The sequence below is a fragment of the Brevundimonas sp. CEF1 genome, from assembly GCF_051353055.1.
Classification (GTDB): Bacteria; Pseudomonadota; Alphaproteobacteria; order Caulobacterales; family Caulobacteraceae; genus Brevundimonas.
Genome location: NZ_CP195593.1, coordinates 2748387 through 2767513, shown reverse-complemented (window position 1 = coordinate 2767513; position 19127 = coordinate 2748387). Strand labels below are relative to the sequence as shown.

Annotated in this window: 17 protein-coding genes; 12 read left to right on the top strand and 5 right to left on the bottom strand. The window is 69.5% G+C overall.

Annotation, left to right across the window (positions count from 1 at the left end):
* Positions 1 to 589: 589 nt before the first annotated feature.
* Positions 590 to 2950: an excinuclease ABC subunit UvrB gene (uvrB, locus tag ACR9FL_RS14000; RefSeq protein WP_436356015.1), complete on the bottom strand. Its 2361-nt coding sequence runs from the start codon at positions 2948 to 2950 to the stop codon at positions 590 to 592.
* Positions 2951 to 3045: 95 nt separating this feature from the next.
* A complete protein-coding gene (locus ACR9FL_RS13995) occupies positions 3046 to 3819 on the bottom strand; it encodes a CVNH domain-containing protein (protein ID WP_436356014.1) in 774 nt (257 codons plus the stop codon).
* Positions 3820 to 3983: 164 nt separating this feature from the next.
* On the opposite strand from ACR9FL_RS13995, the gene ACR9FL_RS13990 reads away from it, so the two are divergent.
* Positions 3984 to 5249: a dicarboxylate/amino acid:cation symporter gene (locus ACR9FL_RS13990; RefSeq protein WP_436356013.1), complete on the top strand. Its 1266-nt coding sequence runs from the start codon at positions 3984 to 3986 to the stop codon at positions 5247 to 5249.
* Positions 5250 to 5267: 18 nt separating this feature from the next.
* Here the strand turns inward: ACR9FL_RS13990 and ACR9FL_RS13985 are convergent, their stop codons facing one another.
* Positions 5268 to 5666: an IPTL-CTERM sorting domain-containing protein gene (locus ACR9FL_RS13985; protein WP_436356012.1), complete on the bottom strand. Its 399-nt coding sequence runs from the start codon at positions 5664 to 5666 to the stop codon at positions 5268 to 5270.
* 176 nt (positions 5667 to 5842) lie between these two features.
* Here ACR9FL_RS13985 and ACR9FL_RS13980 point away from each other — a divergent pair, with 176 nt between their 5' ends.
* The gene (locus tag ACR9FL_RS13980; protein WP_436356011.1) at positions 5843 to 7438 is read left to right on the top strand and encodes a hypothetical protein; all 1596 of its coding nucleotides are present in this window, start codon (positions 5843 to 5845) and stop codon (positions 7436 to 7438) included.
* On the opposite strand, the gene ACR9FL_RS13975 is transcribed toward ACR9FL_RS13980, so the two are convergent.
* Positions 7401 to 8063, bottom strand: a complete 663-nt coding sequence (locus ACR9FL_RS13975) for a hypothetical protein (protein WP_436356010.1) — start codon at positions 8061 to 8063, stop codon at positions 7401 to 7403. The two genes, ACR9FL_RS13980 and ACR9FL_RS13975, sit on opposite strands and share 38 nt — an antisense overlap.
* A 153-nt stretch (positions 8064 to 8216) precedes the next feature.
* Here ACR9FL_RS13975 and ACR9FL_RS13970 point away from each other — a divergent pair, with 153 nt between their 5' ends.
* The 10 genes from ACR9FL_RS13970 (at position 8217) to ACR9FL_RS13925 (ending at position 18440) form a co-directional block, all read left to right on the top strand.
* Positions 8217 to 8726, top strand: coding sequence for an RNA polymerase sigma factor (locus ACR9FL_RS13970; protein WP_296175606.1), 510 nt, complete (start codon positions 8217 to 8219; stop codon positions 8724 to 8726).
* A gap of 72 nt (positions 8727 to 8798) precedes the next feature.
* Positions 8799 to 9746: a FecR family protein gene (locus ACR9FL_RS13965; protein ID WP_296175604.1), complete on the top strand. Its 948-nt coding sequence runs from the start codon at positions 8799 to 8801 to the stop codon at positions 9744 to 9746.
* A gap of 98 nt (positions 9747 to 9844) precedes the next feature.
* Entirely contained in the window at positions 9845 to 13345 is a 3501-nt protein-coding gene (locus ACR9FL_RS13960) for a TonB-dependent receptor domain-containing protein (RefSeq protein WP_436356009.1), read from the top strand.
* Positions 13346 to 13371: 26 nt separating this feature from the next.
* On the top strand, positions 13372 to 13962 hold the full coding sequence (locus ACR9FL_RS13955; protein WP_296175600.1) for a biliverdin-producing heme oxygenase: 591 nt from the start codon (positions 13372 to 13374) through the stop codon (positions 13960 to 13962).
* A 16-nt stretch (positions 13963 to 13978) separates the two neighbouring features.
* Complete coding sequence (locus ACR9FL_RS13950; protein WP_436356008.1) at positions 13979 to 14368, top strand: YbaN family protein; 390 nt, start codon at positions 13979 to 13981, stop codon at positions 14366 to 14368.
* Entirely contained in the window at positions 14358 to 15110 is a 753-nt protein-coding gene (locus ACR9FL_RS13945; protein ID WP_436356007.1) for an energy transducer TonB family protein, read from the top strand. The genes ACR9FL_RS13950 and ACR9FL_RS13945 overlap by 11 nt, the downstream gene beginning before the upstream one ends.
* A 164-nt stretch (positions 15111 to 15274) precedes the next feature.
* The gene (locus tag ACR9FL_RS13940; protein ID WP_436358163.1) at positions 15275 to 15574 is read left to right on the top strand and encodes a PadR family transcriptional regulator; all 300 of its coding nucleotides are present in this window, start codon (positions 15275 to 15277) and stop codon (positions 15572 to 15574) included.
* A gap of 23 nt (positions 15575 to 15597) precedes the next feature.
* On the top strand, positions 15598 to 16731 hold the full coding sequence (locus ACR9FL_RS13935; protein WP_436356006.1) for a hypothetical protein: 1134 nt from the start codon (positions 15598 to 15600) through the stop codon (positions 16729 to 16731).
* A 76-nt stretch (positions 16732 to 16807) separates the two neighbouring features.
* Positions 16808 to 17929 (top strand): bifunctional transcriptional activator/DNA repair enzyme AdaA, encoded by a 1122-nt coding sequence (locus ACR9FL_RS13930; protein WP_436356005.1) that lies wholly within the window; start codon positions 16808 to 16810, stop codon positions 17927 to 17929.
* A complete protein-coding gene (locus tag ACR9FL_RS13925) occupies positions 17910 to 18440 on the top strand; it encodes a methylated-DNA--[protein]-cysteine S-methyltransferase (RefSeq protein WP_436356004.1) in 531 nt (176 codons plus the stop codon). The genes ACR9FL_RS13930 and ACR9FL_RS13925 overlap by 20 nt, the downstream gene beginning before the upstream one ends.
* Here ACR9FL_RS13925 and ACR9FL_RS13920 read toward each other — a convergent pair.
* Positions 18433 to 19119, bottom strand: a complete 687-nt coding sequence (locus ACR9FL_RS13920; RefSeq protein ID WP_436356003.1) for a LamG domain-containing protein — start codon at positions 19117 to 19119, stop codon at positions 18433 to 18435. The genes ACR9FL_RS13925 and ACR9FL_RS13920 overlap by 8 nt on opposite strands.
* Positions 19120 to 19127 lie beyond the last annotated feature (8 nt).

Here is a 19127-nt window from a genome sequence, read left to right as displayed (position 1 = left end):
TCCGCGTAACCCCCGCGACCCTGACCGAAACCTCTATGTCGGACGGGTCGAACGCCCCGTCGCTAGGCTCCATCGGCTCCTTGTCCTGACGTGTGGTCTATCGCCCTTGCGGGCTACTTGAGACCACGAGACGAAGGTTCAGGCGTTCGCCCTTGCTCCGTCCGTTGCATCTGTAGGTCGCGCGGCGAAGCCCGCCGCGACCTGTCCGCTGGGCCATCGCCCTTGACCGGAGACCGCGACGGACGCCGCGCGGCCCGACAAGGACCCCGCTCCATCCGCTCCCGTCGCCGCAAGGTCGCAGGCCTTACGAGCCCTCCATGCGACGGAACGAGCGCAGGGTGGCATGGACGGCGGGTAGGGCGAGCCGAAAGAGGATGGCGGAGGGGGAAGGGCGGGAAATTATCGGGATTGGGGCGTGGAGGTGCGCGCATGTTTTCCTTCTCCCCTTGCGGGAGAAGGTGCCCCGCAGGGGCGGATGAGGGGTTTCTGGCGGTCGGATGAAGGCCGGTCGTCGGCCAACCGGAGCGCGACCCCTCATCCGACCTCGCTCCGCTCGGCCACCTTCTCCCGCAAGGGGAGAAGGAAGGGCCTACCGTCCCTTTCTGAACGCCTCCGCCTTTTCGGCGGCGGCTTCCTTGCGCCAGCGCTTCGGGGCTGACTTGTCGACCTCTTCGCCGGCGCCGGTGAGGGCTTCGTTGGCGAATTCGAGGTCGAGGAGCTTCATGCGCTTGATCTCGTCGCGGAGGCGGGCGGCTTCTTCGAACTCGAGGTTGGCGGCGGCCTCGCGCATCCTGCCTTCCAGGTCCTTGAGGGCGGCCTGGAAGTTGGAGCCGAGGAAGGGCTTGGCGGCCTCGGCCACGCCGGGGCGGGTCAGCTGGTCGAGGTCGCGCGACTCGTAGGGGCTGTCGAGGATGTCCTTGATGTCGCGCTTAACGCTCTCGGGCGTGATGCCGTGTTCGAGGTTGTAGGCCTGCTGCTTGTCGCGGCGGCGGTTGGTCTCGGCGATGGCGCGTTCTATCGAGCCGGTCATCTTGTCGGCGTAGAGGATGACGCGGCCGTCGACGTTGCGGGCGGCGCGGCCGATGGTCTGGATCAGGGAGGTTTCCGAACGCAGGAAGCCTTCCTTGTCGGCGTCGAGGATGGCGACCAGGCCGCATTCGGGGATGTCGAGGCCCTCGCGCAGCAGGTTGATGCCGATCAGGACGTCGAATGAACCGAGGCGCAGGTCGCGCAGGATCTCGATGCGTTCAAGCGTGTCGACGTCGGAGTGCATGTAGCGGACGCGCACCCCCTGCTCGTGCATGTATTCGGTCAGGTCCTCGGCCATCTTCTTGGTCAGGGTGGTGACCAGGGAGCGGTAGCCCGCGCGGCTGGTGGCCTTGACCTCGTCGATGACGTCGTCGACCTGGTTGCGGGTGGCGCCCGAGACGGGGCGGATCTCGACCGGGGGGTCGATCAGGCCGGTGGGGCGGATGACCTGTTCGACGAAGACGCCGCCGGTGCGGTCCATCTCCCAACTGCCGGGGGTGGCCGAGACGTGGACGGTCTGGGGCCGCATGGCGTCCCATTCGTCGAACTTGAGCGGGCGGTTGTCGATGGCGGAGGGCAGGCGGAAGCCGTACTCGGCCAGGGTGGATTTGCGGCTGTAGTCGCCTTTGAACATGGCGCCGATCTGGCCCACGGTGACGTGGCTCTCGTCCACGAACAGCAGGGCGTTGTCGGGGATGTATTCGAAGAAGGTGGGGGGCGGTTCGCCGGGGGCGCGGCCGGTCAGCCAGCGGCTGTAGTTCTCGATGCCGGCGCAGGAGCCGGTGGCCTCCATCATCTCCAGATCGAAGCGGACGCGTTGCTCCAGCCGCTGGGCCTCCAGCAGCTTGCCGTTCTCGTTCATCCAGGCGAGCGTCTCCTTCAGCTCGTCCTTGATGCCGGTGATGGCCTGGTTCAGCGACGGGCGCGGGGTGACGTAGTGGCTGGCGGCGTAGACGGTGACCTCTTCCAGCTCGGCGGTCTTCTTGCCGGTCAGGGGGTCGAACTCCTGGATCGACTCCAACTCGTCGCCGAACAGCTGGATGCGCCAAGCGCGGTCCTCCATGTGGACGGGGAAGATCTCCAGCACGTCGCCGCGCTTGCGGAACATGCCGCGCTCGAAGTTGAGGTCGTTGCGCTTGTATTGCAGGGCGATCAGGTCGGCGCGCAGCTTGGCCTCGTCGATGGTGTCGCCGACCTTCAGGGTGAAGGTCATGGCGGTATAGGTCTCGACCGAGCCGATACCGTAGATGCAGGAGACCGAGGCGACCACGATGACGTCGTCGCGCTCCAGGATCGCGCGGGTGGCGGCGTGGCGCATCCGGTCGATCTGCTCGTTAATCGAGCTGTCCTTCTCGATGTAGGTGTCGGTGCGCGGGACGTAGGCCTCGGGTTGGTAGTAGTCGTAGTAGCTGACGAAATACTCGACCGCGTTGTCGGGGAAGAAGGCCTTGAACTCGGAATAGAGCTGGGCCGCCAGGGTCTTGTTGTGGGCCAGGATCAGGGCCGGGCGCTGGGTCTGTTCGATGACCTTGGCCATGGTGAAGGTCTTGCCCGAGCCGGTGACGCCCAGCAGGACCTGATCGCGCTCGCCCGCCTCGGCCATGGCGGACAGTTCGGCGATGGCGGCGGGCTGGTCGCCGGCGGGGGTGTATTTCGTCTCCAGCCGGAAGCGGCCGCCCTTCTTCGTCCCTTCGCGCGAGGGGCGGTGGGGGACCCAGTCGGCCGGGGCGGCGGGCGGTATTTCCGGCGTCAGACGCGGGCCGGCGACGGGGGCGAACATGGGCGGGGCCTTGCCGCCGCGACCGCGCGGGGCGTCGTGGACGAAGGGCGCGGCCATCTCCTGCATGCCCGCGCTCTGACTGGCGCTCTGGCCGGGGACGTGCACGGGCTTGGTGGGCGGTGTCGAAGGAGAACGAGCCATGAACGTCAAGGTAGTGCGCGCGGGCGCGCGACGCCATAGGGCAGGGGCCGAAGCGAGGTGCGGGAGGCCCGAGGCCGGACCTCCCGCCGCCGTCTCTAGCGGATCGAGGAGATCCGGTTGCCCATGCCGATGCGGTTCAGGTCGCTGACCGACTGGCTGAGGGTGACGCAGCGCCCGCGATAGCGGGAATCGACGCAGACCTCGGCCCGGCCGCTGATGATGCGGATCGAGCGGATGTTGTCATTGAAGCCGGAGATATTGCCCAGGTTGGCGATCGGGGTGCGGATGCGCAGCTGGCGTCCGCCGAAGTTGGCGCTGGTGTAGGCGATGGCCTCGAAGGCGCCGCCGCCGCCAGGAGGCGGAACCGGCGGGACAGGGCCGGTGCTGCAGCGCAGGTAGCCGTTGTCGTTGCGGATGTCGCGACCTCGGCAGCCGTTGACGTCGAGGCTGGAGGAGACCGGCCGGCCCTGCATATTGGTGCACTGGGCGCGCAGGATGTTGCTGTTGAGGGTGATGCCCCGGCAGCTCTGCTGATAGCTGCCGGTGGGGATGGGCGGGGTCGGCGGAACGGGCTCGCCGCCGGAACTGCAGCGCAGGTAGCCGTTGTCGTTGGCGATGTCGCGGCCCCGACAGCTGTTGGTGTCGATCGACGAGAAGACCGGCGCGCCCGAGCGGTTGGGGCATTGGGCGCTGAGCATATTGCCGTTCATGTTTATGCCGCGACAGCTTTGCTGATAGCTGCCCGAGGGGGCGGAGGCGCTGGGCGGGCGAACGGGACTGGAGCGTTGCTGGGCGGAAGCGGAGGCGGAAGACAGGGCGGCGACGGCGCCGATCGCGCCGAGAATGAACATGAAGCGCTGACGTGACATGGCAGGGCGTCCAAGTTGGCTGTGCCGGTTGCGGCGTAACGACGATATGACTCAATCCTCGGTCGGGCTACTGGCTTTCATGAGGGGCCGGGCGGCGCGAAAAGGTTGAGGGACGACGGCAAGTTCCGCTGGCGTGTTTCACCGGCGCTGATAGCGTCGCCGTTATGAAAACGGCGCGCTCCTTTCTGACCTCTCTCAGCACCATGGTGCTGCTGTCGCTTGTGCTGGGCCTGTTGGCCGGGGCGGGGGCGCAGAAGTGGGGCCTGCCGGGCGGCCACGCCACGGCGGACTTCATCCAGGCCCTGGGCCAGCTGTGGCTCAACGCCCTGCGCATGACCATCATCCCCCTGGTGTTCAGCCTGCTGGTGACGGGCATAGCCTCCATCGCGGACGCGGCGCGGACCGGGCGGCTGGCGATGAAGGCCGTGGCCTGGTTCGGCGGGCTGATCGTCTTCGCCACCATCTACGCCGTGGGCGCGGCCTATGGCCTGCACGCCCTGTGGCCGATCGATCCCGAGGGCGCGCGTCTGCTGCTGGCCATCAAGCCTGAGGGCGCGGAAGGCCTGAGCGCCGGCGCGCCCTTCAGCGAGTTCCTGAAGACCATCGCCCCGTCCAACCCGATCCGGGCGGCGGCCGAGGACGCCATCCTGGGCATGGTGGTCTTCGCCGTCTTCTTCGGCTTCGCGGCCTCGGGCCTGCCCGACCGGCTGCGCACGCCGCTGATCACCTTCTTCGAGGCGGTGGGCGAGACCATGATCACCATCGTCCGCTGGGTGCTGATGGCGGCGCCGCTGGGGGTCTTCGCCCTGTCGATCGGGGTGGGGCTGATGGCGGGGGCCAGCGCGGCGGGGGTCTTGCTGCACTATGTGGCCCTGATCTCCATCGCCTGCATCGGCATCGGCCTGATCTTCTATCCGCTGGCGGTCATCTTCGGGCGGGTGAGCCTGGGCCGGTTCGCGCGGGCGGCGGCGCCGGCCCAGGTGGTGGCCTTCTCGACCCAGTCGTCCCTGGCCAGCCTGCCGGTCATGGTCGAGCGGTCGGTGGACATGCTGGGCGTCAAGCGGGCGACGGCGGGTCTGGTCCTGCCGCTGGCGGTGGCGGTGTTCCGCATCACCAGCCCGGTGGCCAACCTGGGCGTGGCCATCTACTGCGCCCACCTGTTCGGCATCGAGCCGTCGGCGGGGCAACTGCTGGCGGCCATGCTGACGGCGGTGCTGATCAGCATCGGCACCGTGGGCCTGCCCGGTCAGGCCAGCTTCTTCGCCTCCATCGCCCCCATCTGCATCGCCATGGGCGTGCCGCTGGAGATGCTGCCCCTGCTGCTGGCGGTCGAGGTCATCCCCGACATCTTCCGCACCCTGGGCAATGTCACCGCCGACATGGCCGTGACGCGCATGGTCCAGGGCGGCGAGGCGGTTGAGTCCGACTAAGGTCCTTTGGGCGTTGGATCAGGCCTGGGTCGGACGCCGCCGCTGAAGATGGAAGGCTGCGCCGCCGGCCAGCGACAGGCCCAGCAGGATCATGGCCCACTCCGACATCGTCGGAACCGCCGCCGGCGGCTGCACCGCGACCAGATGCAAGGTGCTCTCCTTCTGGATGTTGTAGTCGGCCAGCGTGCGCCCCTCGTGGAGCTCTTTGCCGGCGAAGATCAGGCGTTGTTGATCCGGGGGGATGCCCTCCCTGTCCTGGATCTTCGCCTTCACGTTTTCGATCGTGTCGTTCCCTTCGACTTCGAGCGCGATGGTCTTGCCGGTCAGGGTCTTGACGAAGATCTGCATCGCGGAGGCGGGTTGGGCCAGGCCCAGGCTCAGGAAGAACGCGATCAGCAAGGGGGCGAGTTTGCGCACTTGGAGCTCCTCTGACGCCAGCGTTCGGCGAGCGTTCGTACGCCTGCTATCGCAGTTCGAGTTCGGCGTCACCATGAAGCGGCCCTAGGCCATGCCGTCGTCGATAATCGGCGTTTGACGAAAATCCGCCATCAAGGCCAAGCTTCCTTACCACGGGGCGTTGGAGGGAAGACATCATGAGCATGAAGCTGACGGGGGCGTTCGCCGCCCTGGCGATGGTTTGCGGCGCGGCGTCGCCAGCGCTGGCCGAGCAGGCGGCGACCATTGAGGCGCGCACGGCGTCGGGCGGCGTGGTCGTGACCTGGCGCCTGGCCGAACCGACGACGCGGGCGGTCTTTCTAGAGGCCAATGTCATCCGCAACCTATGGACGGTGACGACGCCGGGGCTGACGCTGAAGGACGGGGCCGTCGAGGGCGCCGAACCCTTCGACCGTTTCGAGATCGAGATCGCGCCTGACGCCGCCGAGGTGGACCGCACCTACATGGGGCTGACCCGCGTCGGCGCGGGCTACGTCCTCTATGGGCCGGGTCTGGGGCTGCAGGGCATGGAGGCGGTCCTGACCGCGCGCCCGGTCGCCGGCGAGGCGACCTTGCCGACGGCCGAGGCGGTCAAGGGCTATGTCTATCTGGGGCCGCAGGAGGCGGTGATGCGCCGCGACGGGGCGGCGGTGGTGACCAGCGCCTCGGCCCCGCCGGCCTTGACGGGGTTGCTGCGCGACGGCTTTTTCGCGGCGCAAAAATTCTATGGGGCGCGGCTGGGCCATGTCCTGCCGACCGAGCCGACGCTGATCATCTCGACCGACAGTCCGGGGCCGATGTCCTATCGCGGCGACGTGACCGATACGGGGGTCATCTCGCTGCGCTTCCACGGCGACATGTGGCAGGCGCCGCCGCCGGACGTGGCGGTCCCCTTGGGGACCTTCGTCTGGCATGAGGCCTTCCATCTGTGGAACGGCCACGGGGTGGAGACGAAGGACGGCGAGACGGCCCCCTGGCTGCACGAGGGCGGGGCCGAGTATGGCGCGGTGGTCGCCGCCGTCTCGACCGGCGTCATCGACGAGGAGCAGGCGCGGGGGGCGCTGACGCAAAGGCTCAACGGCTGTCGCAAGACCCTGGGCGACGCCGACTATGAGGCGCGCAAGCTGCAATCGGGCTCGTCCATCTACAACTGCGGCGTCGTGGTGCAGTGGATCGCCGATCTGGAGACGCGCCGGACGTCGGAGGGGGCGCGCGATGTGTTCGATCTGTGGAAGTCCATGCTGGACGCCGGGCGGGCGGGCGACGGCTATGGCGTGACCGACTTCCGCGCCCTGTTGCAGCCCGACAGCGCGGTCGGCGTGCTGATGGACGGTCCGGGCGCGGCGCGCTGGGCCGGGATCGAGGCGCGGCTGGCGGCGCTGGGGGTGAGGCTGGAGGAGCAACCCAGTGCGGACGAGTATCGGGCGGCGGCCCTGTTTCACCTGAATGGCGAGAACTGCTCCGCGGGCGCCTATGGCTTCTACATGGTCGAGGAGGGCGTCAAGCTGGATACGGGCCAGACCTGCGGCGTGCTGTCGGGCGATCCCCTGCTGGCCTCGGTCGAGGGGCATGATCCGGCGAGCGACGCGTCCGCCATGTTCTTCGCGATTCAGGCGCGTTGCGCGGCCGCGCTGCCGGTGCGCTATCGCACGCAGGACGGCCGGCTGATCGAGGCGAAGTGCGCCACGCCCCTGGTCGCGCCGAAGGCCTGGGCCGTTACGGCCGCGCCGCCGCTGGCGACGCGGGCGACGTGACGCGGGCGAAGCGATAGCGGACGACGGACCGGTCGACGAAGGCCCAGGGCAGCAGGCCGATCTGGCGGCGCTCGGTCCACAGATCCAGGAACAGGGCCTCGGGCGCGGGAGTCAGGACGCCGAAGCGGCTGTGGGCGGTGTAGCTCTCGAACTGGGTGCGCACGCTTTCGGTGGTGATCCACAGCTTGCCGTCGGCGCAGCCGTTGACGCGGGACAGGAGGTCGGCGGCGTAGGGCGCTTCGTTCGGTTCAGGATCGGAAGCGCCGTTCAGCAGGGGCAGGCGGCCCTCGGCGGTCGCGCCCTGGCCGTTGACTGTCTCGATGCGCCAGACCGCGCCTTGCCGCGACAGGGTGACGGCGGAGGGTGGGGCGTCGCGCCAGATCTCCGGCGCCTGACTCAGGTCGCGGACCGCCAGGGGGCGGGCCAGAAGGGCGTTCAGGTCGGGGACCTCGACGGGCTTGCCCCGGCGGCTGAGGGTCTCGCCCTGCGCCCGATAGGCGCCGCTCAGGTCCGGGCACTGGCTCAGATCGGAGGGCGTGTTGCGAACCGGCAGGCCGCCGACCGTGGTCGTGCAGGCGCACAGCGTCAGGCCGGCGAGGCAGAGGGCGGCGAGGCGGATCATCATGCTGGACCTGTAACGGGCCAAGAGGTTGCAACGGCTTAACGCCGCCCCGATCCCTTAGTCGGAAGGCGGCAGAACTTGCGACCGGTTCGCAACGGGTGTAGGGCCGACACCCTCAAGCCCTGACGGATCGCCCACTTGTCGCCACGCCTTCCCTTGCCCGCCGAGGACATCGACGAGGTTGATCGTCGGTTGCAGGCCCATGTGCGGGGCAGGGTCGGCCACCGGCAGGACGCCGAGGACATTGCGCAGGAGAGCTGGGCGCGGATCACGGCGGCGACGCAGGGCGACCGGGCAGCGATCGACAATGTGCGCGGCTATCTGTTTCGCATCGCGCGCAATCTGATCGTGGATCATCGGCGCCGCGCGGCCTCGACCATCGAAATCAAGGCGGACGAGGCGGTGCTGGACCGGGTGGCGGACCCCCGGCCGTCGCCGGAATCCGCGCTGATCACCCGTGACGAGTTGCGGCGCATGGACCGCATCATGGCCGCCATGCCGGCGCGCCCGAGGGAGGTGTTTCGTCTGTCGCGTATCGAGGGACTGTCGTTCGCGGAGATCGGCCGCAAGCTGGGGACCTCGCGGCAGACGGTGCACGAACACATGACGCGGGCGCTGCTGGCGCTGCAGATGGCGGCCGACGCCGATTTTGATGCGGAACCCTGACAAGCGGCAGGGTTATTCGTCCTTGTCTTCCGAGGGCGTGTGCATGTCGCGCCGTCCCGGAGAAGCGCCCCTGTGAATCGACGCAAGCCAAGGACGGAAGGCCAGGCCGGGATCGACCCGGTCATGGCCGAGGCGACGCGCTGGTTCGTGACGCTGCACGAGGCGCCGTCGGATCGGAGCCTGCGGCCGGCGTTCGAGGCCTGGCGGGAGGCCGATCCGCGTCATGCAGCGGCCTATGAGCGGCTGCAAAGGCTGTGGGGCGCATCCGGCCACCTGCCGACACTGGCCCGGCCTGCGCCATCGCTCGACCGCCGCGCCCTGCTGAGGACTGTCGCGGGGGCCGGGGCGGCGGTGGCGGTCGTGGCGGGCGGCGGGCGGCTGATCCTGGGGGCGCATCCCTTCGCCGATCACCGGACGCGGACGGGCGAGCGCAGCACGGTGATCCTGACCGACGGATCGCGCATCGAGCTGTCGACGGCGACGGCCCTGACGGTCGACCTGACCGCGCAGCGGCGCCGTATCCGATTGCTGGAAGGCGAGGCCTGGTTCCAGGCGGCGCCGGACGCCGCGCGGCCCTTCGTGGTCGAGGCGGCGGGCGGATCGACCACGGCTCTGGGCACGGCCTTTGCGGTGGCCCTGCATGGACACGCCGCCGAGGTGTCCGTGACCGAACATGCGGTGCGGGTCGTCCGGGACGGCGCGGCGCGGGTCGCCGAGGGGCAGAGTCTGCGTTACGGTCCGCGCGGCCTGGGCGTCGTCGAAGCGGCGGACCCCCTGGCCCTGGCCTGGCGAGACGGGCGGCTGGCCTTTGTCGATCGTCCGCTGGGCGAGGTGGCGGCGGCGCTGGATCGCTGGACCGGGGGGCGGACCGTGGTGCTGGATGCGGCCCTGGCCGCGCGGCGCGTGACCCTGACCCTGGGGACCGAGGACGCCCGCGAGGGGCTCGCGCGGCTGGCGGATGTGACGCCGATGCGGATCACGCGATTGACGTCGGCCTTGACCGTCGTCGGCGATTATTGAAAATAAATCGCATTATCATCCTGACGAATGGTCGAGCCGCCCGTCTTCATAGGCAAGGGCAGGCGATGCGCCTGCCGATCTGCACTCCTGGGGCGCGTATGAAGATGATCTTGAACTCTGGCCGACGACTAGGTCTGGCCCTGCTGATGGGCACCACGGCCATCGGAGCCGTCGTCGCGACGACGCCCGCCCAGGCGCAGTCCGCCGCCGTCGTCGCCCTCGATATTCCGGCTCAGCCGCTGGGCTCGGCCCTGGCCGCCTACAGCCGGGCGACGGGCGTGGACATCGCCTATGGCGCGGCCCTGCCCAATAGCCGGTCGGCGCGGGTGTCCGGTCGGATGTCGTCGGACGAGGGGCTGTCGCGTCTGCTGGCGGGGACGGGCCTGACCTATCGCTCCACCGGCGCGGGCACGGTTCGACTGGAACCGGCGCCGCTGGCGTCAGAGGGCGTGATCCAGCTGGGCGCGGTGCGCGTCGAGGGCGCGACCGGAGCGGGGCGCGGCGCCGCCTCCGGCAATGGCGCGGCGGCGGGCTGGGATGGAACGGGGGACAGCGTCTACACCACGCCCGGCTCGGTCAGCGTCATCTCGCGCGATACGCTGGAAGCCTATCCCGGAACATCGCCCGCCGACATGCTGAAGAGCGTGCCGGGCGTCCTGTCGGGAGAGGCGCGCAGCAGCGGCAGCCTCGACGTCAATATTCGCGGCATGCAGGGCCAGGGCCGGGTGCCGGTGACGGTGGACGGCTCGCTGAACGGCACGACCGTGTATCGGGGCTATCAGGGCACCAGCAACCGGACCTTCATCGACCCCGACTTCATCAGCAGCATCGCCATCGAAAAGGGCCCGTCGATGGGGAGCGCCGTCGCCGGCGGCATCGGCGGTTCGGTCAGCATGACCACGATCCAGGCCGACGACATCGTGCCCGAGGGCAGCGACACGGGCCTGCGCTTCAAGCTGGGCCTGTCCAACAACACCTCCCAACCGGGCAGCACCGAGCAACGCAACCTGCTGGTCGCCGACTACGCGGGACAGAAGCCGTTGGTCGCCCTGCGTGGGACCGACCGTCCGGCCTTCCTGGCGCCGACCGGCGGGTCGGGTAGTCTGGTCTTTGCGCGCAAGGGCGACTGGATGGATCTGGTCGCGGGCTACGCCTTCCGTCGCTCCGGCAACTATCACGCCGGCACGCGCGGGGACGGGGCGCCCAAACGTGCGAGCGGGCCGTCGGCCTATTGCGCGTCCGGCGCAGCGACCGACTATCTGGCCGACCTGTGCGCCAAGGCCGCGGGTTTCTATCAGTCGGCCGGATCGACGCCCTTCGTCGGCGGCGAGGAGGTGCTGAACACGTCCAGCAACACCGAATCCGTCCTGCTGAAGGCGACGCTGCGCCCGGCGCCCGACCATGTGGTCGAGCTGGGCTATGGCGGCTACTGGAGCCAGTTCGGCGAGAACTATCCGTCGGAGGTCTATGAGGGCGGCACGGTCAATCAGCGCGGCGTCCTGTCGGAAAGCCGCCTGGACCGCTTCACCGCCCGCTATCGCTGGAACCCGGACAGCGCCCTGATCGACCTGAAGTCCAACCTCTGGTTCACGCAACTGCACGAAAGCTCGGCGGCGATCATCAATACGCCGAAGGTGACGCGCTATGTCGACACCCTGGGCGCGGACGTGTCCAACAGCTCGGTGACGGGCACGCCGCTGGGTCTGTTTTCGGCGGATTATGGCGTCTCCTACCTCAACGAAGAGACGGGGCCGGACGGCCAGTGGGCGCCGGTGGGGCAGGGCACGCCGGGGCGCGAGGGCCGGCGCGAAGAGGTCAGCCTGTTCAGCCAGATGCAGTTGGAGCCGACCGACTGGCTGCGGCTGAACGGCGGGCTGCGCTATCAGCAATACTGGCTGAAGGACCTGCAGACCGGTCCCTATTATCATTCCTCGTTGCTGGATCGGAACGAGGACGCCTTCAGCTTCTCGATCGGGGCGACGGTCATGCCCGCCGACGGCTGGCAGGTCTTCGCCACCTACAAACAGGCCTCGCGCCTGCCGTCGCTGATGGAATCGACCGCCGGCTTCTTCATGGTGGTCAATCCCGACCTGCACGCCGAAGAGGCGCATAACTGGGAGGTCGGGGCCAACTACACCCGCGCCAACCTGTTCTCGGCCGATGACGAACTGGGCCTGAAGCTGGTCTGGTTCGAAAACGACATTCAGGACTACATCGCGCGCCGCTACATCCGCAGCAAGTTCTCGATGCAGATGTACAATATCGACCGGGCCAAGTTCAGCGGTCTGGAGGCCAGCGCCAGCTACCGGATCGGGAGCCTGAACATCGACGCGGGCGCGACCTGGTACGACACCGTCTCCTTCTGCCGCCCCGGCGAGGCCTGCCTCAGCAGCACCTTGGCCTCGGACTACGCCACCAACTACATCCCGCCGGAGTTCGCGGCCAACCTGTCGGTCAGTCGAGACTTCTTCGGCGATCGGCTGAACCTGGGCGCGCGTCTGGTCTATCGCGGCGAGCGCGCGGCGGACTTCGAGCCGACCGACAACGGCTATGCGCCCTTGCTGGCCGCTGTGCCGTGGAAGGCCTACGCCACGGCGGACCTGACGGGCCGCTACAAGCTGGGCGAGGGCCTGACGCTGGACTGGAGCGTCGAGAACCTGACGGATCAGTATTACGTCGAGCCGCTCAGCCTGGGCGTCATCCCGGCGCCGGGCCGGACCTTCCGCATGGGCCTGACCGGTCAGATCGGGGCGGGCGACTTCAACTGGCCAGGGAACTGGTTCAGCAGCCAAGGCAATGAAGAGGCCGTGGACTGGAGCGGTCCCTATCTCGGCCTGACCCTGGGTCATGGCTTCGGGCGTGAGAAGGGAAGCGTCACCGACCTGTCGGGCGCCGTCGCCGATGGCGGCGTGGTCAACGAACGGCTTCAGAACGCGGTCGGCGGCGTCCTCGGCGGCATGAACTGGCAGCTTCAGAACAATGTCGTTCTGGGCCTCGAGGCCGACATCATGACCGGTGGCCTGGGCGCGGGCTCCAGCGTTCTGGTCACGGACCCCAACTCCAACCTGTCCTTCTACAGGCGGCTGGAATCCAGCGTCGACTACAGCTGGGACGGCTTCGCCAGCCTACGTGGTCGGGTCGGCTATGCGTTCGGGCGCTCGCTGGTCTACGTCACCGGCGGCCCGGCCTGGCTGCGCGAAACCCAGACCCGCACCCAGTATCGCGCCGATCAGGACGGCAACAACGTCGACGTCTTCTTCAGCGAGACCTCCAGAGTGGACCGCAATGGCTGGAGCCTGGGCGGCGGGGTCGAGCGCGCCATCGGCGAGCGCTGGAGCCTGCGCGCCGAATACCTCTACGCCGACTTCGGCAAGGGCGAGTTCAGCTTCAACCAGGCGCGCAAGGGCGTCGGTCGCGAAACGACCAGCTACGAGTTTGCGACCGATCCTGTGACGGGCGAGTTCATCTTCGACGAGAACGGCTGGGTGGTCGGCGAATGGGTCACGACCCCCGGTTCGTCCGACATCGTCAACGGCCGCAAGGCCCGCACCGACGCCGAGATGCACACCCTGCGCATCGGCCTCAGCTACCGCTTCTGACCCCAGCCCCAGTAGGAGTTTCATCGATGACCGATACGATTGATCTGCCCCGGTCCAAGCGGCTGAAGGCGCTGACGCACGAGGTTCATGATCGGCTGGACAAGTCGATCATGGAGGCGTCGTCGTTCGACAGCCTCGAGGGCTATGGCCGGTTCGCGGGGGTGCAGTGGACCTTCCACCGCGACATCGACGCCCTCTATGACGACGCCGCCCTGATCGCCCTGCTGCCGGGCCTGGCCGAGCGTCGGCGCATGGCCTTGATTGCGGCGGATCTGGCCGATCTGGGGCGGGAAACGCCGGCGGTCGAGACGGCGCCGGTCTTCCTGCGGGATCAGCCGGCGGACGTCGCGACGGCCCTGGGCTGGCTCTATGTGGCCGAGGGCTCGAACCTGGGCGCGGCCCTGCTGCGCAAGGAGGCGGCCAGGCTGGGCCTGTCCGACAGCCACGGCGCGCGGCATCTGGCCCCGTCCGGCGGCGGGCCGGCCGCACACTGGCGCGTCTTCACCGCCGCCCTGGACGCCGCCGTCCTGACGCCCGACGAAGAAGCCCGCGCCGTCGCCGGAGCCAAGGCCGCCTTCGCCCGGGTTCAGGCCCTGGCCAATGCCGCGCTTCGCTGAGGCGACGACGATGTCGATGGGCCGGCGATCTGTGCGCGCAGGGTGGCTGGTCCTGGGTTTCGGGTTTGTCGGTCTGGGCTTTATCGGCGCCTTCGTGCCGCTGATGCCGACGACCATCTTCCTGATCCTGGCCGCCGCTTGCTTCACGCGGTCGTCGCCCAGACTGGAGGGCTGGCTGTTGAACCATCCCCGTTTCGGGCCGACCCTGCGCGCCTGGCGGGCCGAGGGGGCTGTGCCGCGTAGGGCCAAGATCGCCGCCTGCCTGGGCATGGCGCTTGGCTACGGCCTGTTCTGGCTGGCGGTTCGACCCGGTCTCTGGCTGGGTCTGGCCGTGGCGTCCGTCGTGGCGGCCTGCGCGCTCTTCGTCGTGTCGCGCCCGTCGCCGGGAGGTCGGAATGGCGTTTGACCTGACGCCCGCCGCCGCGCTCCGCGCCGCGGAAGTTCGCGGCGGAAGCCGGACCCGCCGGGGCGGTCGATGGGGCGCGGGCGTCGCGGCCTCGGTCCTGCTGCACGTCGCGCCTCTGATCGTGGCGGGCGGGCTGTGGGCCTCGCGCCCGCCGGTCGTCCCGCCGCCCGAGCCGGTGTTCGAGGTCGAGCTGGTGCGCCTGCAGGCGCCGCCGCGTCCGCCGTCCGAACAGCCGCCCGGCCCGACCCAGGTCGAGGCCGTCGCCCGGCAACCCGCGCCCAAGCTGCCCATCCAGCCTCGCCTTCAGGTCGCGGCCGTCGCCGACGTCGAGCCCTTGCCGGCCCCGCCGCCCACGCCGCGCCAGGAAGCCGCGGCGGAGACCCCGCCCGCGCCCGAAACCACGGCCCCGCCCAGCCGTCCCGTCCCGCCCGCCGCCTCGGCCTCGGCTGCGACCCAGACCTGGCAGGGCCGGCTTCTGGCCCATCTGGAGCGGCGCAAGCGCTATCCGGCCGAGGCCCGCGCGCGGCGTCTTCAGGGCGTGGCCCATGTCCGCTTCACCATGGACCGCCAGGGCCGGGTGCTGTCGGCCGCCCTGGAGCGCAGTTCGGGCCACGCCGCCCTCGACCGCGAGGCCCTGGCCCTGCTCCAGCGCGCCCAGCCGCTGCCCGCCCCGCCCGCCGAGACGCCCGGCGAACGCATCACCCTGACCGTCCCGGTGGAGTTCTTCACCCGAGGGCGGTGAAGGGGGGGCGAAACCGATTTTGAGGCGACGGCGCCTGGTTCATCCGGCGGATCGATAACCGAGGTCGTTGACAGCCTCATACAGTATGTCGCATACACTGTGTGTCACACACTATGTGACGGCAGGTGAGGCGACGCGAGGTGGACAAGGCCTTGTTCGAGGCGATGCGGCTGGAGCTGCGGCGGGGGTCCCTGGTGCTGGCGGTGCTCGCCTGCCTGCGGACCGAACGCTACGGCTACACCCTGCGTCAGGCCCTGGCGGCGGACGGGCTGGAGATGGAGGAATCCACTCTCTATCCGCTGCTGCGGCGGCTGGAAGGGCAGGGGCTGCTGACCAGCGAATGGCGCGAGGAAGAGAAGCGCAAGAAGCGCTTCTACGTCCTGTCGCCCCAGGGCGAGGCCATGCTGGCCGCCCTGACCGAGGAATGGCGCGGCATCAACGCCTCGCTGGATCGAATGCTGTGAACTCTCGGGGGAGGGAGACCGAAATGGACGTGATCGAACGCTATCTGGAGGCCGTGGCGGCCCAGCTGTCGACCGAGGACCGCGAGGACATCGTCGCCGAACTGCGCGACCTGATCCTGAGCCGCGTCGAGGCGAGGGAAGAGGAGCTGGGCCGAGCCCTGGGCGACGAGGAGAAGGAGGCCATCCTGCACGAGATCGGCCATCCCCTGGTCGTCGCCGCCCGCTATCGCAAGGGGCCGGACAGTCTGATCGGGCCCGAGTTGTTTCCCTATTGGCTGTTCGGGGCCAAGGCGGGGCTGATCGTCGTCGCCGGGGTCCAGGCTCTGGTCCTGCTGCTGCGCGTGCTGGGCGATCCCGTCGATTTCGGCCAGGCCATCGCCCAGGGCTTCCACGGCTTCTTCACCGGGGCCCTGACCCTGCTGGGAGCCCTGACCCTGGCCGGGGCGGTCATGGAGCATTACGGCGTCAAGCCCGCCTGGCTGACGAAGTGGCGGGTCGGGGACCTGCCCGCCTATGGCCTGGCGGACCCGGCCAAGTGGGGCGCGGCCATGTCGAGTTCGGGAAAGGTCAAGGCCTGGCGGGCGCCGAGCGCCAGGGCTGAAACCCGCGACTGGGCCGGCCGTCTGGAAAGCCGCGAGGCCTCCGAGGCCCTGTGGTCGCTGATCGCCGGCACGGTCTTCGTCCTGTGGTGGATCGGCGTCCTTCATGTGCCGGGTCTGGGTCAGATCGGCCTGAAGAGCGGCGAGGTGACGGTGACCGCCGCCCCGATCTGGAGCGCCCTGTTCGGCCCCATCCTGGCCTGGGCCGTGGCGGGGACGGCGGTGGACGCCCTGGCCTTGATCCAGCCCCAGGCGGCGCGGCTGCGCGCCTTCCTCAAGATCCCGGTGTCGATGGCCGGGCTGTGGATCGGCTGGCGCCTGTTCCAGGCCAAGTCCTGGTTCACCCTGACCCAGGGCGACCAGGTCGCAAGCGTCGAGGGCGGGCCGACTAACGTCAGTTTTGAGGCCCTACGCGCCATCAACGAGGCCGGGCGCGGCGTGCTCGACACGGCCATGACCCTGTCGACGGTGCTGAGCTGGGTGCTGGCGATGCTGATGCTGGCCCTGGTGATCGACATTGTGCGGCAGATGTGGCGTATGGCGACGATCAAGGACTGAGCCGCCTTGCGGTCCTCGGCGCCGCCATGTCCGAAAACCGCGAGACAGGGCGGCGTCGAAGGCGCAGGGTGCGGGCATGGAAAACGCCCGCGACAGTCTGGATCAGGAGGCCTGCTATCGGGCCGTTCTGACGCGCGACCTGCGCTTTGACGGGCGCTTCTTCACCTGTGTGAAGACGACGGGGATCTATTGCCGCCCGGTCTGTCCGGCGCGAACGCCCAAGCGGGAAAACATGAGCTTCTTCGCCAGCGCGGCGGCGGCGGAGGAGGCCGGGTTCCGCGCCTGTCTGCGCTGTCGACCCGAGACGGCGCCCGACATGGGGGCGTGGCGCGGCACCTCGAATACGGTGAGCCGGGCGCTCGGCCTGATCGAGGCGGGGGCTCTGGATGAGGGCGACGTCGATGCCCTGGCCGCCCGTCTGGGCGTGGGCGAGCGGCACCTGCGCCGCCTGTTCCGCCAGCACCTGGGCGCGGCCCCGGTCAGCGTGGCCCAGACGCGGCGGGTGCTGCTGGCCAAGGCCCTGATCCACCAGACCGATCTGGGCATGGCCGAGGTGGCCCTGGCCTCCGGCTTCGGCAGCGTGCGGCGCTTCAACGAGACGTTTCAGGGCCTGTATGGGCGGCCGCCCTCGGCCCTGCGGCGACGGGCCGAGAGGGCGGGCGACGGCGGGGTCAGGCTGAGCCTGCCCTACCGGGCGCCCTATGAGGTCGAGGCCATGCTGACGGCGCTGAGGGCGCGCGGCGAGATTGTGGAGGACGGCGTGTGGCGGCGCGCGCTGACGCCGGACGTGGACGGCGCAAGCGGCCAGGTTTCGGCGCGGTTCGAGGCTGGACATCGGCTGGCGGTCACGGTGGCGGCCTCGGACCTGAAGGCGCTGCCGGGGGTGCTGGCGCGGGTGCGGCGGGTGTTCGACCTGTCGGCGGACCCGGAGGCGATCCAGCGCGACCTGTCGGCGGACGCCTTGCTGGCCCCCTTGCTGCGGGCGCGGCCCGGGCTGCGCCTGCCGGGCGACTGGATTGATGCGGGGGCGGACATGGCCAGCGACCGGCTTGAAGACGAAGGGCTCGCCACCCCTGGGTTCTTGGGGCGAGCCGAGCACTGGCGGCCCTGGCGGGCCTATGGCGCGCTGCACCTGCGCGAAGCGGGGATCGACGGCGCCGCACTGATGGAGATGGACGATGAAAAAGACGCAGCCTGAAGCCTTCATTCTGGACCGAATCGCCTCGCCGGTGGGCGAGGTCCTGCTGGTCACCGACGCCGAGGGGGCGGTGCGGGCCTTTGACTTTTCTGACTATGAGGCGCGGATGCTGAAGCTGCTGGCCCGCCATTACGGCGAGGTCGCGCTGAGCGAGGGTCGGGCGCCTGAGGCGGTGCGGGCGGCGGTGGCGGCCTATTTCGGCGGCGACGCGACGGCGCTGGACGGCCTGCCGGTGAGGACCGGCGGCACCGATTTCCAGCGCTCGGTCTGGGCGGCGCTGAGGACCATTCCGGCGGGCGAGACCTGGAGTTACGGCCAGCTGGCGCACGCTATCGGCAAGCCCAGCGCCGTGCGCGCCGTGGGTCTGGCCAACGGGGCCAATCCGGTCGGCGTCATCGTGCCCTGCCATCGGGTCGTCGGCGCCAACGGAACCCTGACCGGCTATGCCGGCGGGCTGGAGCGCAAGCGCTGGCTGCTGGCGCATGAGGGCGCCGCGCCGCGCCTTATCTGATCGGCGAGGTGAACTGGTCCGGGGTTAGGGCGCGGGGGGTGAAGCGGGCCTCGCGCACGGCGCCGTTGAAGTAGTTGACGCGGTTGATGCGGGTGCCGACCGAGGCGCGGCCGGGGCCTTGGGGCGTGAAGGCGATCTCGGCCTCGGTCTGCAGCTCGCCGTTGACGAAGGCGCGGTAGGTCGTCCCGTCGAAGGTCTGGGCCACGTGGGCCCACTGGCCGAGGGGGTGCAGCCTGGTCGGTTCGATCAGGGGCTTGTTGTAGCCCTCGCCCTTGGTGAAGGCGTCCAGATACCAGCCGCCCTCGACCACGCGGATCTCGAACATGATGCGGGTGCCTGGGCCGCCCGGCGCCTCGTCCGATTGCAGGTGGAACCAGCGCTGCTCGAAGGGACCGCCGTCGGGACGGAAGACGGCCTCGAAGGTGAAGGTCGCGGCGCCCGCCAGTGGATGCCTGTCGATGAACAGGGCGTCGTCGGCGCCGTCGAATTGCACCGCCGGGCCGAAGGGGCTGGCGATGATGCGGGGCGCGCCCTCGACATGGGTGACCTCGCCGCCGATGCCGGTCAGGCGGTCGAAGGTCCAGACCGTCTGGCCCGGCTGCGCGGCGGGGGCGGGTAGGGAGGCGCAGGCGGCGAGGCCGATCGGGGCGACCAGGACGGCGCGGCGGTTCAAGGTCATGCGGCTTC

What these genes read in the sequence shown, in the direction of transcription:
- uvrB (WP_436356015.1), bottom strand. Translation starts at nt 2,950, where the DNA reads ATGGCTCGTTCTCCTTCGACACCGCCCACCAAGCCCGTGCACGTCCCC.
- ACR9FL_RS13995 (WP_436356014.1), bottom strand. Translation starts at nt 3,819, where the DNA reads ATGTCACGTCAGCGCTTCATGTTCATTCTCGGCGCGATCGGCGCCGTC.
- ACR9FL_RS13990 (WP_436356013.1), top strand. Translation starts at nt 3,984, where the DNA reads ATGAAAACGGCGCGCTCCTTTCTGACCTCTCTCAGCACCATGGTGCTG.
- ACR9FL_RS13980 (WP_436356011.1), top strand. Translation starts at nt 5,843, where the DNA reads ATGAGCATGAAGCTGACGGGGGCGTTCGCCGCCCTGGCGATGGTTTGC.
- ACR9FL_RS13975 (WP_436356010.1), bottom strand. Translation starts at nt 8,063, where the DNA reads ATGATGATCCGCCTCGCCGCCCTCTGCCTCGCCGGCCTGACGCTGTGC.
- ACR9FL_RS13960 (WP_436356009.1), top strand. Translation starts at nt 9,845, where the DNA reads ATGAAGATGATCTTGAACTCTGGCCGACGACTAGGTCTGGCCCTGCTG.
- ACR9FL_RS13955 (WP_296175600.1), top strand. Translation starts at nt 13,372, where the DNA reads ATGACCGATACGATTGATCTGCCCCGGTCCAAGCGGCTGAAGGCGCTG.
- ACR9FL_RS13950 (WP_436356008.1), top strand. Translation starts at nt 13,979, where the DNA reads ATGGGCCGGCGATCTGTGCGCGCAGGGTGGCTGGTCCTGGGTTTCGGG.
- ACR9FL_RS13945 (WP_436356007.1), top strand. Translation starts at nt 14,358, where the DNA reads ATGGCGTTTGACCTGACGCCCGCCGCCGCGCTCCGCGCCGCGGAAGTT.
- ACR9FL_RS13940 (WP_436358163.1), top strand. Translation starts at nt 15,275, where the DNA reads ATGCGGCTGGAGCTGCGGCGGGGGTCCCTGGTGCTGGCGGTGCTCGCC.
- ACR9FL_RS13935 (WP_436356006.1), top strand. Translation starts at nt 15,598, where the DNA reads ATGGACGTGATCGAACGCTATCTGGAGGCCGTGGCGGCCCAGCTGTCG.
- ACR9FL_RS13930 (WP_436356005.1), top strand. Translation starts at nt 16,808, where the DNA reads ATGGAAAACGCCCGCGACAGTCTGGATCAGGAGGCCTGCTATCGGGCC.
- ACR9FL_RS13925 (WP_436356004.1), top strand. Translation starts at nt 17,910, where the DNA reads ATGAAAAAGACGCAGCCTGAAGCCTTCATTCTGGACCGAATCGCCTCG.
- ACR9FL_RS13920 (WP_436356003.1), bottom strand. Translation starts at nt 19,119, where the DNA reads ATGACCTTGAACCGCCGCGCCGTCCTGGTCGCCCCGATCGGCCTCGCC.